Here is a 16,316-nt window from a genome sequence, read left to right on the forward strand (position 1 = left end):
GCCCTTGCCAACTATGTATATATTTATGGGTTCACGATCAGCAACGGGGTGCGCACGGTTGGCGAACATCGACTCACAGCACGGCACGGGAAGCCCTGATCAAGGGCCGATGGATGCGCCGCAGGTTGGGCGGCGCAGATTCCTTCATATAGTCAGCGGCATCGGCGCGGCGCTCTCCGCCGTCGTCGTCGGGTTTCCCGTCGTTCGGGCCTTTGTCTCGCCGACGCTTCCGTCGCCGCCGAAGGACGACTGGATCAAAGTGGCCGAAGACACGGCACTGCTCGACGTGGGCGTCCCCATCCAGCTGAACTTCGTCGTGTCAGAACAGGATGCGTGGATCGAGAGCCGGACGGTCAAAAACGTGTGGCTGTTCAGCGAGGACGGGGAGAAGTTCAAGGCGTATAACGGTCGTTGCACGCACCTCGGGTGCGGCTTCGTCTGGGACAAGGACGCAAACAACTTCCTCTGTCCCTGCCACCGCGGGCGATTCGACCTCAGGACCGGCGCGGTGCTCAGCGGACCTCCTCCCCGTCCGCTCGACGAGCTCGAGGTGGAGATCCGCGACAGCGTCGTCTTCGTGAAGTACAAGGAGTTCCGGTTGGGCATTCCCGCACGCATCGAAGCCTGAGGCCGTGAACCCGATCTTCCGCTGGCTCGACGAGCGCGTTGACCTTCGCGCCATCAAGGAGCAGTTGCTCGACCGCAAGATGCCGGGCAACCTCACGTGGGCGCACACGCTCGGAAGTGCGACGCTCGCAGTCTTCCTCGTTCAGGTCGTTACCGGCGTAGTGCTCGCGATGTACTACGCGCCATCGCCGGACCACGCGTACGACAGCATCCGCTACTTGCAGGAACACGTGCTGAGCGGCTCTCTCCTGCGCGGCATCCACCATTGGGCCGCTTCGGCGATGGTCGTGCTCGTGCTCGCCCACATGATCCGCGTGTTCTCGACGGGTGCGTACAAATACCCGCGTGAGATCAACTGGCTGCTCGGCGTCGTGCTCCTGTTCCTGGTGCTCGGCTTCAGCTTCACCGGCTACCTGCTGCCGTGGGACCAGAAGGCCTATTGGGCGACGCAAGTGGGCACCAACATTGCCGGCACGACGCCAGTTGTCGGCGGGATGTTGGTGAAGCTGCTTCGTGGTGGCTCGCAGCTTGGCGCGGCCACACTGTCGCGCTTCTTCGCGCTGCACGTATTGCTGATGCCGCTGTTGCTCGCAGTGGTGGTCTTTCTGCACCTCGCGATCGTCGTTCGCCAGGGCATCGCGGCGCGAACGGGAGCACTCGAAGAGGGAGCGCCGCCGCGCACCAGTGATCCGGAGTACCCCGCGTACTACAAACAGGCGTACGAAAGGAGCAAGGGCGCCGGCGTCCGCTTCTATCCTGACCTCACCACGAAGGACATCGTGGTGGCGACGGCGATCATCCTGGTCCTCGTGCTGCTTGGTAGCTTCGTTGGAGCCGGACTCGAACCGCCGGCGGACCCGACGGATAACACCTATGTCCCGCGCCCGGAATGGTATTTCCTGCCGTTCTTCCAGCTGCTGAAACTGGTCCCCGGGTCGATGGAAGGCGTAGTTGCGGTCGGCATTCCGGCCGCGCTGGTGATCATGCTGGTGGCGCTGCCATTCTTCGACCGCGGCAGCGCGCGCGCATTCTCCAAGCGCCCGATCGCCCGTTTCTCGCTGTTCTTCCTGCTTGGCAGCTCCGCCCTCTTGCTGGGAGCATCGTTCACCGGTGAGCAGCCGGGGGCCGTTGTGGCTGAAGCCGGGCGACCACTCTCGAACATCGAGCGCTCGGGCAAGGCGATGTTTGGCGCTCAGCAATGCGGGAGCTGTCATGCCGTCACGGGCAAGGGAGGCGGGAGCAAGGAAAACGCGCCCAACCTCTCGATGATCGGCCTGAAGCATTCCGGCGCGTGGATTCACAGCTTCATCGAGAATCCACTCCGGTTCCACCCCCACTCGACGATGCCAAGTTACGGCCCGCCGACGATTTCCCACCAGGACATCGAAGAGCTCACGCGCTACCTCATGACGCTGCGCGGCCCCAATGGCGAACTCACGAAGCCCGAGTTCGTTGACACGTTCCCTGAGTTCCCCAAATCCAAGGAGAAGTTGTGATGAAACGCGTTATCCTCGCAGGCCTGGCGTTCGCGGCCTCTGGCGCCATATCGAACGCCAGCGCCCAGGCAGTGGACGCAAAGGCCGTCTACGATGCGAACTGCAAGAAATGCCACGGGGTGGTGGGCAAACCACCGAAGGCGATGGCGACGAAGTTCCCCAAGATCGCCGCGTTTGACGCCGCGTTTTTCGCGAAGCGATCCGACGATTCAGTTGTCAAGGTCCTCACGAAGGGAAAGAGCGCGGGTATGAAGTCGTTCAAGGACAAGATGACACCGGCGGAGATGGCCGCCGTCGCCAGGTACGTGCGCGCGTTTGCAACGAAGGCGAAGTAAGCACCAACACTGGAGACTGGGGTGCATCACGGCCGTGTGAACCCCGTGTAGTGCGTCTCTGAAGCCGTGCGGCGGAACTGCGCGTCGCCACAGGCACAACACCGCAACACAAAGGGCTCCGGGAGTCGAACCCCGGGGCCTTTTGCGGTTTTCGTTTGTTGTGCACCTGCCTGGTGGCCCGCTCCCTTGTCAGCTGCTGGTTGGGGCGGGCCACGACGTTCGCGGTGGTGCGCTCAGCTGCCCGCGTCTGCGGGCAGGACCTCGGCCTCGCGCGGCGCGCGGGTCAGCGCACTCCTCAGGCCGTCCATCATGTCCATCGGCAACGGAATGATCGTGCTGTTCCCTTCGCCAGCGATTTCCACGAGCGTCTGGAGATACCGCAACTGCAACGCCGGCGGCTCGTTCCGAATGATGTGCGCGGCCTTGGCGAGTGTCGTCGCCGCGAGGAATTCGCCGTCGGCGCGAATGATCTTCGCGCGTTTCTCGCGCTCCGCCTCAGCCTGCGCCGCCATCGAGCGCTGCATCCCTTCCGGCAACAGAACATCTTTCACTTCGACGACCGAGACCTTCACGCCCCACGGTTCGGTCTGCCCGTCAATGATCTGCTGCAGCGTGTGATTGATCTTCTCGCGGTGGGCGAGCAGTTCGTCGAGCTCTGACTGGCCCAGTACGCTACGGAGCGTCGTCAGAGCGATCTGCGATGTCGCCCTGGCGAAATCCACTACCTGCAGGAGCGCTTTCGCTGGATCGATCACGGCGAAATACACCACCGCGTCCACCTTGATCGTCACGTTGTCCCGCGTGATGATCTCCTGGGGCTCGACCGTGAGGGTCACGGTTCGCGTGTCGATCTTGTACAGGCGGTCGACCAGCGGAATGATCAGATTGAAGCCCGGCGATCGGATGCCGGTCAACCGACCGAGGCGCAGCAGCACTCCGCGTTCATACTGCTGCACGATCTTCACGCCAAACCTGAGGGCAACGACGACGATTGCTGCGACGATCCACGGCACATAGGTGCTACTCATCTCAGTGTCTCCTTATGGTGGCGGTATGAAAAAATCACTTGAACTTCGTGAGATTCTTCAGTGGCACGTACTCGGGCGGCTTGTCTCTCAGCCACCGCGTTGGAAAGGTCGAGATGGGTCCCCAGAGCGGCAGGACCCGCGAGAAGACCAGCATTGCAACAAATGGAAGCGTGAAAAGGAAGAGCACGGCGAGCAGGCCTTCGCGCCCATAGATGTCGATCTGAAAATCCAGAAATCCGCGGAAGCTCTTTGAGAACATCTGCCCGCCCATGACCACGTTCCAGCGCATGGCAAGCACCTGCACCAGGAGCAGGATACCCGACACGAAGCCCATCACGTTGCGCACGCCGGCGGGGATCCTGTTCCTGAACACCACGGCCGCACCCAACAGAAGGAATGGAACGACCGATCCGATCAGGAACTGCACCACGAAAAGGCTCACCAGGAGCTTGTCGAGGATCAGGTGTTTCATGATGTCCCAGTCGTGGTTGGCCATATACGCGTGGTTCAGCAGCTCCAGCCCTTCGAGCGCGACGTCGACCATCACGAAGTACCAGGCCGATTCCATCATCGACTGCGTGCACTCCGAGTCGACGGGCCTTTTGTTGAACCACTGCACGATGAGGTAACACACCATCACCATCGCGATGCCGGAGACGATCGCGCTGAGGAGGAAGATCACCGGCATCAGTGGGCTTGCCCACCAGGGGTTCGCCTTGATCGCGCCGAACAGAAACCCCACATATCCGTGCAGGAAGCACGCCGCCGGAACGCCGATGGCGGCGAGGAACAGCATCACCTTGCGGTCGAGCGCCTTGGCTTCTTCCGAGATGTCGGTCACGCCGAGCGCCAGAATCCAGTACAGGCGGCGCATCATTTCAGACTTGGCGTTGCTCGCCAGGAAGACGATGTCGACCCGGTACAACAACCAGATCTCGACCACGAGAATGAGCAGGTAAATGGTGTAGATGAATCCGAATCCCGCCATCGCCGACGTCACGTTGGGCGTGAACATGATGTTCAGGGCTCGCTCCGGATGCCCGAGGTGCGCCAGCAACGGGAGAGGGGCACAGAGCAGAAAGGCCAGCGCCATCAGCATCGCGAAGCGGCTGACCGGCTTCAGCTCATCCCTGTCAAAGACGTGGTGGAGCGACGAGATGATGAATGCGCCGGCGACGATGCCGGTGATGTATGGATACAGGACGATCATCATCGTCCAGTAGATGTGCGCCTGGTTCGGCAGGACGTAACCTTGGGTGACGTAATGATGCATGCTTACATGACCTCCGAATCGAGCCCGATGTAGCGGGTTCTCGGATTCGTTCCGAGGTATGACTTCAGGACCTGCACGCGGTTGTTTGCCAGGATCTGGCTGATCTCGCTGTTCGGGTCGCTGACGCTGCCGAAGATCCTCGCTTTGGCCGGGCACGCCTGCACACACGCCGGCACCATCCCCTTTGTGATCCGGTGGTAGCACCACGTGCACTTGTCAGCGGTGTTCGTTTGGGGATTGATGTACCGTGAGCCGAAGGGGCAGGCCTGCACGCAGTAGCCGCATCCGATGCAGCGCTCTTGATCGATCAGCACGACGCCTTCCCTGGTCACATAGGACGCGCCGACCGGGCAAACCTGAATGCAGGGGGTGTTGATGCAGTGGTTGCACAGCTTGGGAACGAAGAAGCCACGCACCGGGAGCTGACCAAGTTCCTCGGGCATGTTGCGGCTTGGAAGATCCTCGCCGAAGCCGTCTGCCCCGCCACTTGGCGAATTGACGATGACCTCGCCGTTCGGGAAGAACGTGTACTGTTCGACCCACGTCCGACAGAAACCGTCGGGTACGTTGTTTTCGTCACGGCAGGCGCGGACGCACGACCCGCATCCAATGCATTTCATCGTGTCGACCACGAATCCGTAGATCGGGCCCTTCGCGGCCTCCTTCGGCGCTCCTTCCGCGCGCGCGCGTACGTCCCCAAGTCCGGTATCGTGCAATCGGCTTTCCACGGCTCCTTCCGCGCGCGCGCGTACGTCCTCCGGGTCCTGCGCCAGAAGCAGATTGGCGGTGGTGACCACGAGCCCGCCGAAGACGAAGGTTTTCGCGCCGGCCTCGGCGCACTTCTCGAAGAATTCACGCCGGCTGATCTCGGGTTTGTTCCAGAGGGTCGTCATTTGACCGCGGTCGTGTGAGGGTTGTGGCAGTCGGTGCACTTCGACGCGGGAGTGAACGTTCCTCCCGTCGCCGTGATGTGCTCGCCGACGGACTTGATGGACTTGAGGGTGCTGGGACGTTCGAATGTCTTCAGGTGGCACCACTCGCACTCCCGAATGCCGGTCGTCGGCCGGAGCGCGTTCTTGTTCTGTTTGATCGGGTCGGGGTACGCGTCCACCGAATCCTCGCTCACAACTTTCACGTGCAGCATGCCCGGGCCGTGGCAGTTCTCACACTGGGGGACGGAGTGCTTTCCCTTCGACCAGGGATCGCTGATTTCGGAGTGACATTCGGCGCACGTCACGCTGCCGAGGTGTCGCGGTTCGCGCGCCGCAGCGTCAGTGATTGCCGACGCTCTGAAGTGTCCGAGCTTGCCGAAATCCGCAGGCACAACCATCGACCTGGCTTTGAAAAAGGCAGCAGCTGCGATAGCGAGCAGCGCCAGCAGTCTGATGAAGTGCCTGGCCGAGTTCATGGGTTGGACCACCGTGCTGACGTGGTCGGACTATGTGCTCTAGTGAATTCCATATTTCTCCAACCGGTATCGCAGAGTGTCACGTGAAAGTCCGAGCAGCCGCGCCGCTCCGGTCTTGTTTCCCTCGGCGCGGGCGAACGCCTGGCAGATCAGATCGCGCTCGAGTTCTTCGAGATCGAGCCCGTTCGCGGGGAGTACCATGCCCTTGGGATTCCGCGTCCCCGTTCCGCGAATCTCCGCCGGTAAATGATCCGCCTGAATGGCGTCAGAATCCTCGAGCAGGAGCACGCGTTCGATGACGTTGCGCAATTCGCGAGCATTGCCGGGCCAGGAGTACGCCTCGAGCGTGCGGAGCGCCTCCTTCGTCACCTCCCGCACGGGCTGTCGCAGATCGTGGCACAACAATTCGACAAAGTGCACGGCCAGCGGCGCGATGTCTTCGGGGCGCTCGCGCAGGGACGGAATGACGATCGGCACGACATTGAGCCGATAGAAGAGATCCTCACGGAAGTCGCCGACGGCCACCGCCGCCTCGAGGTTGCGGTTCGTGGCCGTGATGACATGCACGTCGACCTCGATGCTGCGCACGCCCCCGACTCTGCGGAACTCGTACGTCTCCAGGAAGTGCAGCAACTTGGCTTGCATCGGCTTCGGCACGTCTCCGATTTCGTCGAGGAACACGGTGCCGTGGTGCGCGATCTCGAAGAGGCCGGGTTTCGCTTCGCGCGCGTCGGTATACGCGCCCGCTTCATGGCCAAACAGCTCGCTTTCGACCAGTTGCTCCGGGAGCGAGGTGCAATTGACGCTGACGAACGGCTGTGTGCGACGAGGTCCGCGCGCGTGGATCGCTCGTGCGACAACGTCCTTGCCGGTGCCGCTTTCCCCTCGCAGGAGCACGTTCATGGTGCTTCCCTTCTCACCGAGTCGGGTGATCAGCTCGGCGATCTTCCGCATCGCGGGCGAACGTCCCACGAGGGAGACGTCGGCGAACTGCCACCGGTAGCCATCGCGGAATCGCTCGACCTCGCTTCGGAGTTCCCGGGCTTCGAGCGCTTGCTCGATCAAGAGCAGCAGCTCGGGAAGATTGATCGGCTTCTCGAGGAAATGGTGCGCCCCGGCTCGCACGGCGGCCACGGCCGTTTCGACTTCCCCGTATGCCGTCATCATGATCACCGGGAGCGTCGCGTCGAGCGCCTTGATGCGCGGCAGCAGTTCGAGTCCGGTAGCGTCGGGGAGTCGCAGGTCGAGGAGCACGAGATCCGCGGGTTCGCGCGCGAGCGCCGCAAGCAGGCTCTCGCCGTCGGCGACCTCCTCGGTGACAAGGCCAGCCTCGTTGAGCCGCTCCGCCAGCCAGAGACGAATGAGCATCTCGTCGTCACAGATCACGACGCGGGCTTTTTTCATTCTGCAACCTCTTGTGACGCGGCGGCAGCGCCGCTTGCGTGTGCGGGCAGCCGAATCGTCACCGTCGTTCCTTCGCCGAGCCGGCTGCGCAGCGCGACGGTGCCGCCGTGACGCTGAATAATCTCGCGGGTGATTGGGAGCCCAAGCCCCGTGCCGGTGTGGCGTGTGGTGAAGAACGGTTTGAAGACCGACTCGAGGTGTTCCGGTGCGATGCCGCGCCCCGTGTCAGTGATTTCGATCTCGATCCAGTCCCCTGACGTTCGCGTGTACACGTCGACGCGGCCGCCGTGCGGCGTCGCCTCGATGGCGTTCATGAGAAGGTTGATGAACGCCTGGTGGATCATTTCGGCGTCCGCGAGGACGCTCGCGTGCGAGGGATCGAGACGGATCTCAATGCGCACGCCGCCCTTGTCGGCGGTGGGCTGCACGAGACGGATTGCCCGTTCCGCGAGATCGTTTGCGCTCACGGGAGCGAGCGCCGGTGTCGCCGGCCGCGCGAAGGTCAGCAATTCCTGGATCGCGTCCTGCACGCGCCGCATCTGCCGCTCCATCTCGTCGATGATGGGCAGCAGCGTCGCATCGTTGCCCGCGCGGCGACGCACAATGTCGAGACCGTTGGCGACGCCGACCACCGGATTCTTGATCTCGTGCGCGATTCCACTCGCCAACTCGCCAACCGTGGCGAGCTGCGAGGCACGCTCGATCTCTCGCTGGTGCAGCTCGCGCACGTCACTGGTCGTCTCGGCGAGCGCGGTGGTCATCTCGTTGAACGCGCGACCGAGCTCTCCGATCTCGTCGCCGGCGTCGTCATTCACGCGAACGCTGAGATCGCCTCGCGCGACGCGCCGGCTCGCATGCACGAGGCGGCTCAAGGGCGCGACGACGCTGCGGGACACAACGACCGCCGTTCCGATGAGTACGGCCACAAGCAGCAACTCGAGCAGCAGCGACAGGCTGCCGAGACGCCGTAGCGCCCCAAACGCCTCATCGGCCGGTACCTCTGCAATCAACCGCCACTCATAGTCTGGCAGCGCCACAATCGTGCCGAGCACGCGTGCGCCGTCGCCGGCGCGATACTGCTCGTGAGCGCCGCCAGGCAGCGCGAGTAGTGGTGTGACGAGGGGTACGGCGTAGTCCACACTGTCGTGCGGATGCGATACAAACAGCGGCCGCCCGCCAGCGTCAACGATGAAACTCTCGACGTGTCCGGCGATCTGGTCGGGGATCTGCAGCATGTCGCTGAACCCGTCGAGGCTCAGGGTCCCTGCGAGAAACGCTACGGGTACGCTTTCACGCCCATGAACCGGGACTACGAGGCGGAATATCGGTCGCACGCCGCGCGGTGTGGACAGCAGCATCGCCGAGAGCGAACCGGTCGCTTCGTGCGCGGGAAGGGCGGTACTGAGGTTTTCGCGGAGGCCGACTGACGCGGCGATCCCCCCGTCGGGGGTGAACAGATACAGCGCGTCAAACAGTTTGAGCTCGTCGAGCTTGCGGCGTAACAGGCGTTCCATTTCGGTGCGACTTGCGGCCTCGCCCATCACGCCCGCTGGAAGTCCCTGTGATCGCTGAGCCCCCGCCGCGAGAAACTCGTTGCCGGTAGCGACCGCCTGCAGGAGGAGCAGCGCACGGTCAGTCCGATCCCGGACGTGCTGCGCCTGGACCTGCGCAATCGCGCTGAGGTACCGCTCGATCAGCTGAGTGATGATCCCTTCGCTCCGGCGATAGCCGATGGCGTTGGTGACCAGGAGCGGGAGGAGCGAGAAAACCAGGAACCAGGCGAGCAGCCGACGGCTGAGACGGCCGCGCCGTCCAATCTCCGTCCTCGTCGGTTTCGGCGGCGTCATTGAGTACCCTCGCTCGGTTGACCTTGCAAACAGGATCTCTGATCGCTACGTCGGTCCGCATATGCAAGATGAACGCCGCCCGAGCCAGCTATATAAGAGCAAGCACTGCAACGAGTTACGCGAATAGCGCAGATATGGAATGGGGCATATACCCCATAATCGCCAAACCTGTCGGCTGATGATAGGGTGATTTCCCCTACTCTCTGTCAGGCATGCACAACCTCTTGTGAATCGCAGGCTTGCGCGACGGGCGAGGTTCGCAGGAATGCAAACGGTGGCGACGTGAAAACGCGCGTCGCCACCGTCGGTCACCAGTTCAGGCCGGTTTTCGCCGACCCGGCTTCATGGGGTCAGGTCGACGGGGTTTCCGGGGGTTTGGTCCAACGCCGCATCGCTACGACTATCACGGCGAGTCCGCCAAGGACCGCCAGCACTGGGAGCGCATAGACCAGGAGGTTGAACCCTGACGCGCGTGGCTGGAGGAGAATCCACTCGCCGTACTTGGACACGAAGTAGGCCTTGACCTCGTCGGGACTCTTGCCGGTGCGGAGCTGCTCCCGAACCAAGCCGCGCATCTGCTGGGCGAGTTCGGCCGGCGAATCCTGGATGGAGACTCCCTGGCAAACCGGGCAACGCAACTGCGCAGCCACCGCGTTTGTCCTGGCCTCGAGGACGGGGTCGGCCGCCGCCTGCTGAGCGACCGGGGCTGCGCTTGCTCCGGCGGCTTGTGCGCTGGCGCGACCGGAAATCGCCGCGAGCAGCGCCGCGGATATGAGCAACGTGTTGCGCTTCACGATCCACTCTTCGTTGCGGGGGCTGCCGGCTTCGGGGGGAGCGCCGCGATCAGCGAATCCACGAGGTGTGCGAGACGCACTTCAGTCACGGGGCCGAGTTGTTTGTAGGCCACGCGGCCGCTGCCGTCGATGAAAAAAGTCTCTGGTACGCCGTAGAGGCCGTAGTCGATTGCCGTGCGCGCGCCAGGGTCTTGCACCGAGGGATAGCTCTGTCCCCCCATTTCTGCGATCCATGCCTCTCCCGCCGCCGCGCTATCGTTGTACAACACGCCGAGAAAATGCACCGGGCGTCCCGCGTACAGGCGAGCAGTCGCTGAGAGCACCGCGTGTTCGTCGCGGCAGGCCAGGCACCACGAAGCCCAGAAGTTGAGCACGACGACCTGTCCGCGAAGGTCAGCCAAGCGAACAGTGTCTCCGACGGGGCGACTCAGCGGCGGTTGTCCCGGCGCGAACACGTCGAGCGCAAACTGTGGCGCAGGGTGTCCGGGCAGGGGTGACGGAATCTCCCCAGGGTCACGCGTGAATCCCCACGCGAACAGCAGGATCACTGGAACCGCCGCGAACGCGGCGATGAGGGAGCGTTTCCAGTTCACGGGCCGGCTTCCGCAGCGATCGCCCCTGGGACGACAGGCGCGACGTTCGCGTCGGCCAGTGAGCCGTCGGTTCGGCGGCGCGGGGGCAACATGCCAATGATCGCGCCGAGTACGATAATGCCCCCTCCGATCCAAATCCACGACACAAGCGGCTGCACGATCGCTCTGATGGTTGCGTGCGCTCCGTTCGGATCGAACGCCATCAGCGTCAGATACAGGTCGCCGCCGATGGTGCTGCGTACGTGCGGTGTGGGGACAGGCTGATCCGACGTCGGGTAGTAGTTCATGCGCGGTTCAATCACGCCCACGACTCGCCCGTTCTTCAGTACCTCGAGGGTCGCGCCGATCACCGAGCGCTGTACCTCCTCTCGTCCCCACACCCCCTTCAGGCGAATGGTCTGTCCGGCGACGGTCAGTGTGTCGCCTGGCTTCATTGTCATTTCGCGATCGCTGCGGAACAACGACGAACCGGCGATTCCGAGCGCCACGAGCAGGAGGCCAAGATGAGCCAGATAGCCACCGTATCGACGCGGGTTGCCTCGTATGAGGCGATAGAGCGTCGTGGCCCAGCCTTCCCCGTGCGCGTTGCGGCGAGCGCGCATCCCGATCCAGTACTCGCGAAGGTTCGCCATCGCTGCATAGCCGATGAAGCTGAACGCCACAACGCCGTAGAAACTTCGCGTCCCTGCCACGAGCGCTCCTACGCAAAACAGCAACGCGCCAACCAGGGGCGGTAGCAGCTTCGAACGCATCTCCGCCGCCGTCGCGCTCCGCCAGGGGAGCGCAGGTCCGACGCCCATCAGGAAGAGCAGCATCACAATCATCGGGAGCGTCATTCGATTGAAGAACGGTGCCCCGACGCTGACCTTCACCCCGCGGATCGCTTCGGCGATCAACGGGAACAGCGTGCCAATCAGCACCGTGAACATGAATGCTGTCAGGAACAAGTTGTTGAGCAGGAAAACGCTTTCGCGTGACGCCACCGAGTCCATTCTGCCCGACGTGCGAAGCCGGTCGGAATTTCCCGCGACCATCACCAGCGCACCAATGAGCACGAGCGCGATGAAGGCGAGGAAATAGTAGCCGATCACACCGACTGTGAACGCGTGCACCGACGAGATGATACCCGAGCGTGTGAGGAACGTCCCGAGCACCGTGAGGACGAACGTCCCGACGACGAGGTTGATGTTCCAGAGCCGGAGCATGCCGCGCCGCTCCTGCAGGATCATCGAATGCAGGTACGCCGTGGCCGTGAGCCACGGGAGAAACGATGCGTTCTCAACCGGATCCCACGCCCAGTAGCCGCCCCAGCCGAGCACCTCGTACGACCACCACATTCCGGCGACGATCGCGGCAGTAAGGAAGCCCCACGACAAAAGGGTCCAGCGATGACTCAGCTTGATCCAGGCATCGCCGGTAACTTCGCCGGACAGCATCGCCCCAACAGCGAATGCGAACGGCACCGTCATCCCGACGTACCCGAGATAGAGGAGGGGAGGGTGCACTCCCATCAGGATGTGGTTCTGCAGCAGCGGATTCGGGCCCGGTCCGTCAGCAGGGACGGGAAAGACCTGGTGAAACGGATTGGCTGGCCCAACGAGCAGAATGCCGAAGAACAGCGAGACTGCGAGAAGCGCCAACGCGGTGTACGGGATGAGGTTGCCTGGCCGGTTGCGATTCAGCCGCACGACCACGGTGCCGTAGAGCGCGAGGACCCACGCCCAAAACAGAATCGATCCTTCGAGCGCGCCCCACAGGGAAATCACGGTGTAAAAGAGGGGCGTGGCACGGCTGCCGACCTGCGCAACGTACGACACGGAGAAGTCGTGCGTGACGAGGGCGACGACCATCGCGACCGTCGCAATGGTCACGAGCAGAAAATTCGTGTAGAGCGCACTATACACGATTGGAATCCACTCGCGGCGGCCTGTACGAACGGCGACTGGTGCCAGCACGATGCCCAACACCATGATGGGCAGCGCGACGAGCAACGCGTCATGCCCGAGAAGGCCAATCACGAGCCCGTTCCTTTCATGAGGGACTTGTACATGTTCTGGGGTTTTTGGCCAGCCTTTGGCGGACGGTATTCGTTCGAGTGCTTGACCAGCAGGTTCGTCGCCTGGAAGAGGCCACTGCGCTCATAGCGCCCCTCGACAACGACGCCCATTCCATCGCGAAACATCTGCGGCGGCGCGCCTTTCGAGCGAGTCGCAATCTCGCCCGTGCCGTCGGTTATCACGAATCGAAGGTCGAGCGTTTTCGCGTCCCATTGCACCGATCCTGGCTTTACCTGCCCACCAAGCCGAACCGGGACTTCATACCCGTCGACGCCCTTGGCGAGCAATTCCTGCGGCGTCAGGAAGAAGACGATGTTCTTGTCGAGATTCCCGTACAGGAGCCATGCGAATGCGCCGAGCGCCACGATGACCGCCACGAGGGCTGATTGGCGGCGGGTCATCGGGCGCGCTCCATTTCCTTTGACGCGCTCTCGAACTCCGCGCGGGCCTGTCCGAGGGCGCGATGCACGCGGAACCAGTAGCCCAGGAACACGCCCCAGGTTATTGCGTACGCCGCGCCGATGAATGCCCAGTTCTGGTCTTGCATTTTCACGTACCCCCGAGTGCAGCCGCGTCGGCCAGGAGCTCGGTCGCCCGGCGAAGGCGCGCAAGCTCGTACCGGCGGCGGATGAAGTAGATCATGATGAGCAGAAACGCTATCGCATTCGTTCTGAGCCCCAGCACGTACGTGGAATCCAGCGTGGAGGGGCTCGATTGTATCTGGTGAATGGTGCGCCACCACCGCACCGACATGTAAACGATTGGGACATTGATGGCACCAAACACACCGACTGCGGCACTCCACTGCGCCCGTCGCTCTGGGTCGTCGACGAACGATCGCAACGCAAGGTAGCCGACGAAGATCATGAACAGGACGAGGGTCGAGGTGAGGCGGGCGTCCCACACCCACCACGCGCCCCACGTCGGTTTCCCCCAAATCATGCCCAGCACCAACGTCAGTCCGTTGAAGGTAGCCCCGACCTCGGCGGCGGCAGCCGCCAGAAGATCGTCCTTCTCCCGCCCGTACAGCATGTAAAGAATGCTGTACACCAGAACCACCGCAAAGGCCAGGAACGTGATCCACGCAGCGGGCACGTGCACGTACAGGATTTTTTGCAGGTGCCCCATGTTTTCATCCGCCAGCGAGTTCCTCACCGCGTACGCCTGCGCCGCGATCAGGGCGACGAACGCGAAGACGCCAAAGAGCGACCAGGCGCGCGATCGAGGAACGTTCATGGTGTCAGCGGATTCATTCATGCGAGACCCTCAGGCTTCAATGACGTGCTCGAACGCGAGCAATGTGGCGGCGACGAAGATAACGTCGTACGCAATGAGCAACCGAATCCACGCACCGGCCTCATGCATCAGGTCGCCGGTCAGGAGCGCTTTCGACCCAGAGATCGCCGCGAGCAGCACCGGGACCAGCATTGGAAAGAGGAGCAAGGGGAGGAGCACTTCGCGCGCGCGAGTCCGGCTCGACATCGCGGCGTAAAATGTGCCGAGTACCACGAGACCAACCGCACCGAGCGCGAACAGGCCGAGCAGGGACGGCCACGCCCTGGGAATCGTCACCTGAAAGAGCGTCACACCCACGATGATGACGATGGCGAGCATGAGCCCCACGAACAGCGCATTCGCCAGGAGCTTACCGGCGAGGATTGTCCAGCGCGAACCGGGATACAGCAACAGCGGCTCGATGGCGCCGCTTTCGAGCTCGACCTGAAACGAACGATTGAACGCAAGGACTCCGGCAAAGAGGGCGGCGAGCCACACCGCCCCGGCCGCGGCATCGCGCAACGCTTGTGCCTCTGGTCCAAGCGCAAAGCCAAAGAGAACGAGTATCGTCACCGCCAGCGCCACTACGCTGTTGAAACCGGCTTTCGAGCGACGCTCCGTGGTGATGTCTTTCCACGCGATCACACGGACGCGACGCAAGTCCTCTCGCCAAGCCATCAGCGTGCTCCAGCGGCCGACGCGAGCGCCGGCGCAGTCGCTGCCGGAGCGTTCGCGACCGATCCATCTCCCTCGGCGGCGATGCGACCATCGACGAGCGTTAGTACGCGATCGAGCATGCCCGCCGCCGGAGCGAGTTCGTGAAGGACGAGGAGCGCCGCGCCGCCGCCATTCCGCACCTCGGTGATGACCGCGTTCATGATGTCAATGCCGGCGGCATCGAGGTTGGCGTATGGTTCGTCGAGGAGGAGCAACCGCGGGCGCACGAGCATCAGGCGCGCGAGCGCCAACCGGCGCTGCATGCCGGCGGAAAAGCCACGCACCCGATCGTTTGCGACGCGGGCGAGACCGACGCGATCGAGCGACGCCTCAAGACCCTCGGGCGATCGACCCAACATCTCCGCGGCGAACCGCAGATTCTCGAGCGCCGTCAGGTCTTCGTACAACCCGGCCGTGTGCGCGAGAAAACCCACGTGCCGGCGCACGTCATCCGCGGCCCGCGTGACGTCGTGTCCATAAACCCAGGCCGCACCAGCGTTTGGCTTGAGCAGGGTTGAGAGGACACGCAGGAACGTGGTCTTGCCGCTCCCATTGGCACCCGCCAACCCGACGACCTCGCCGGGCCGGACCTGAAGTGACACTCCACGCAGACACCAGCGGGCGCCGAACCGACGCGCAATTCCCTGGGCGTCTACCGCGAGCGATGACTCTGCATTCATTAGTCCGTCGGGTGCGTCTGGGTACGATTGGATGAGAAGCGTCCATTGGTTGCCGGATCGGCGCCGCGCGAGCCGACGGCTCGCCGTGCTGCTGCTCAGGAGCCTGGGCCTGATGCGGCTGACGTGCCGTCAGAGGCTGCAAACAATGTAGTCCTTTCGCTGGCAAGCGGGAGTGGCCTGGCGACCGGGTTGCCGCGTCGCACGGGACCACCTTTTTCGAAGCGGTTACTGCCGCGTGCCTTCGGTGCGAAGCATAACCAGCGAATCGGCACCCTTCGTGTTGTAGTGAGCGATCGTCTTCCCTACGAGCTTGCCGCCGTCCATGTGCATCGAGCTATGCGTGGTCACCATCACGTTCTTCCGCAGAGCGCTCGCGTATGGGCCGTTGTCGACGACGATGCTGTCGTTGTCCATGGAGACGACGCGGAGTTCCATCGGTTCGCGATTCGGCAGGGACATCTTCCAGCCCGTCATCTCGTTCGTTGCATCGAGCATGTAGGTCAGGAGCGTGGTGTCCTTCCCTTCGGGCATGACCGTGACGGTCCACTTGCCGGCGACATTCATCGGGGCCGGGGCGGCGGGCTCCGGAGCGGCGGCCATTGCCGCCGACGTGTCGGCGGGCGGCACATCCTTCTTCGAACAGGCAAGCATTACCGGTAGAACCAAGAGCAGTGCAGCGCGCGACATCATCGTGCCTCCTGAGTTAGTGACTCTGTCCTGCATGCGGCCAAGGGCCGCTAACGTACGGAGGACGAAGGCAATCTGCAACATCGCCCGAACCG

General features: G+C 63.1%; 18 protein-coding genes. 3 read left to right on the forward strand and 15 right to left on the reverse strand.

The genetic code is table 11. From position 1 onward, the window contains the following. Window positions 1–58: 58 nt before the first annotated feature. Genes Q7S20_12685 through Q7S20_12695 form a run of 3 tightly spaced genes read left to right on the forward strand, consistent with a single transcriptional unit; the run spans window position 59 to window position 2,458 of the window. On the forward strand, window positions 59–628 hold the full coding sequence (locus tag Q7S20_12685; GenBank protein MDO8502690.1) for a Rieske 2Fe-2S domain-containing protein: 570 nt from the start codon (window positions 59–61) through the stop codon (window positions 626–628). A gap of 4 nt (window positions 629–632) precedes the next feature. Beyond that, window positions 633–2,123, forward strand: a complete 1,491-nt coding sequence (locus Q7S20_12690) for a cytochrome b N-terminal domain-containing protein (GenBank protein MDO8502691.1) — start codon at window positions 633–635, stop codon at window positions 2,121–2,123. Next, window positions 2,123–2,458, forward strand: a complete 336-nt coding sequence (locus Q7S20_12695; protein ID MDO8502692.1) for a cytochrome c — start codon at window positions 2,123–2,125, stop codon at window positions 2,456–2,458. Before Q7S20_12690 ends, Q7S20_12695 begins: the two co-directional genes overlap by 1 nt. A 233-nt stretch (window positions 2,459–2,691) precedes the next feature. Here Q7S20_12695 and Q7S20_12700 read toward each other — a convergent pair whose 3' ends face one another. The 15 genes from Q7S20_12700 to Q7S20_12770 form a co-directional block, all read right to left on the reverse strand. Then, window positions 2,692–3,486: a slipin family protein gene (locus Q7S20_12700; GenBank protein MDO8502693.1), complete on the reverse strand. Its 795-nt coding sequence runs from the start codon at window positions 3,484–3,486 to the stop codon at window positions 2,692–2,694. Between the two features lie 34 nt (window positions 3,487–3,520). Beyond that, entirely contained in the window at window positions 3,521–4,759 is a 1,239-nt protein-coding gene (gene nrfD / locus Q7S20_12705; GenBank protein MDO8502694.1) for an NrfD/PsrC family molybdoenzyme membrane anchor subunit, read from the reverse strand. Between the two features lie 2 nt (window positions 4,760–4,761). Beyond that, complete coding sequence (locus Q7S20_12710) at window positions 4,762–5,652, reverse strand: 4Fe-4S dicluster domain-containing protein (protein ID MDO8502695.1); 891 nt, start codon at window positions 5,650–5,652, stop codon at window positions 4,762–4,764. Continuing rightward, window positions 5,649–6,167 (reverse strand): hypothetical protein, encoded by a 519-nt coding sequence (locus tag Q7S20_12715; GenBank protein MDO8502696.1) that lies wholly within the window; start codon window positions 6,165–6,167, stop codon window positions 5,649–5,651. The genes Q7S20_12710 and Q7S20_12715 overlap by 4 nt, the downstream gene beginning before the upstream one ends. Window positions 6,168–6,206: 39 nt before the next feature. Next, on the reverse strand, window positions 6,207–7,571 hold the full coding sequence (locus tag Q7S20_12720) for a sigma-54 dependent transcriptional regulator (GenBank protein MDO8502697.1): 1,365 nt from the start codon (window positions 7,569–7,571) through the stop codon (window positions 6,207–6,209). Then, a complete protein-coding gene (locus Q7S20_12725) occupies window positions 7,568–9,418 on the reverse strand; it encodes an ATP-binding protein (GenBank protein ID MDO8502698.1) in 1,851 nt (616 codons plus the stop codon). The genes Q7S20_12720 and Q7S20_12725 overlap by 4 nt, the downstream gene beginning before the upstream one ends. 350 nt (window positions 9,419–9,768) lie before the next feature. After that, entirely contained in the window at window positions 9,769–10,212 is a 444-nt protein-coding gene (locus tag Q7S20_12730) for a cytochrome c-type biogenesis protein CcmH (GenBank protein MDO8502699.1), read from the reverse strand. Then, window positions 10,209–10,805, reverse strand: coding sequence for a redoxin family protein (locus Q7S20_12735; GenBank protein MDO8502700.1), 597 nt, complete (start codon window positions 10,803–10,805; stop codon window positions 10,209–10,211). Before Q7S20_12735 ends, Q7S20_12730 begins: the two co-directional genes overlap by 4 nt. Continuing rightward, complete coding sequence (locus Q7S20_12740) at window positions 10,802–12,823, reverse strand: heme lyase CcmF/NrfE family subunit (GenBank protein ID MDO8502701.1); 2,022 nt, start codon at window positions 12,821–12,823, stop codon at window positions 10,802–10,804. Before Q7S20_12740 ends, Q7S20_12735 begins: the two co-directional genes overlap by 4 nt. Then, window positions 12,820–13,263 carry a cytochrome c maturation protein CcmE gene (locus tag Q7S20_12745; GenBank protein ID MDO8502702.1) on the reverse strand — a complete coding sequence of 148 codons (444 nt, stop codon included), beginning with the start codon at window positions 13,261–13,263 and terminating at the stop codon, window positions 12,820–12,822. The genes Q7S20_12740 and Q7S20_12745 overlap by 4 nt, the downstream gene beginning before the upstream one ends. After that, window positions 13,260–13,415, reverse strand: a complete 156-nt coding sequence (locus Q7S20_12750; protein MDO8502703.1) for a hypothetical protein — start codon at window positions 13,413–13,415, stop codon at window positions 13,260–13,262. The genes Q7S20_12745 and Q7S20_12750 overlap by 4 nt, the downstream gene beginning before the upstream one ends. Continuing rightward, window positions 13,412–14,119 carry a cytochrome c biogenesis protein CcsA gene (gene ccsA / locus Q7S20_12755; protein MDO8502704.1) on the reverse strand — a complete coding sequence of 236 codons (708 nt, stop codon included), beginning with the start codon at window positions 14,117–14,119 and terminating at the stop codon, window positions 13,412–13,414. Before ccsA ends, Q7S20_12750 begins: the two co-directional genes overlap by 4 nt. A 9-nt stretch (window positions 14,120–14,128) precedes the next feature. Further along, complete coding sequence (locus tag Q7S20_12760; protein ID MDO8502705.1) at window positions 14,129–14,797, reverse strand: heme exporter protein CcmB; 669 nt, start codon at window positions 14,795–14,797, stop codon at window positions 14,129–14,131. A gap of 17 nt (window positions 14,798–14,814) precedes the next feature. Then, complete coding sequence (ccmA, locus tag Q7S20_12765) at window positions 14,815–15,534, reverse strand: heme ABC exporter ATP-binding protein CcmA (GenBank protein ID MDO8502706.1); 720 nt, start codon at window positions 15,532–15,534, stop codon at window positions 14,815–14,817. A gap of 225 nt (window positions 15,535–15,759) precedes the next feature. After that, complete coding sequence (locus tag Q7S20_12770) at window positions 15,760–16,224, reverse strand: hypothetical protein (GenBank protein MDO8502707.1); 465 nt, start codon at window positions 16,222–16,224, stop codon at window positions 15,760–15,762. Window positions 16,225–16,316: the final 92 nt, after the last annotated feature.

This window comes from Gemmatimonadaceae bacterium, assembly GCA_030647905.1.
Classification (GTDB): domain Bacteria; phylum Gemmatimonadota; class Gemmatimonadetes; order Gemmatimonadales; family Gemmatimonadaceae; genus UBA4720.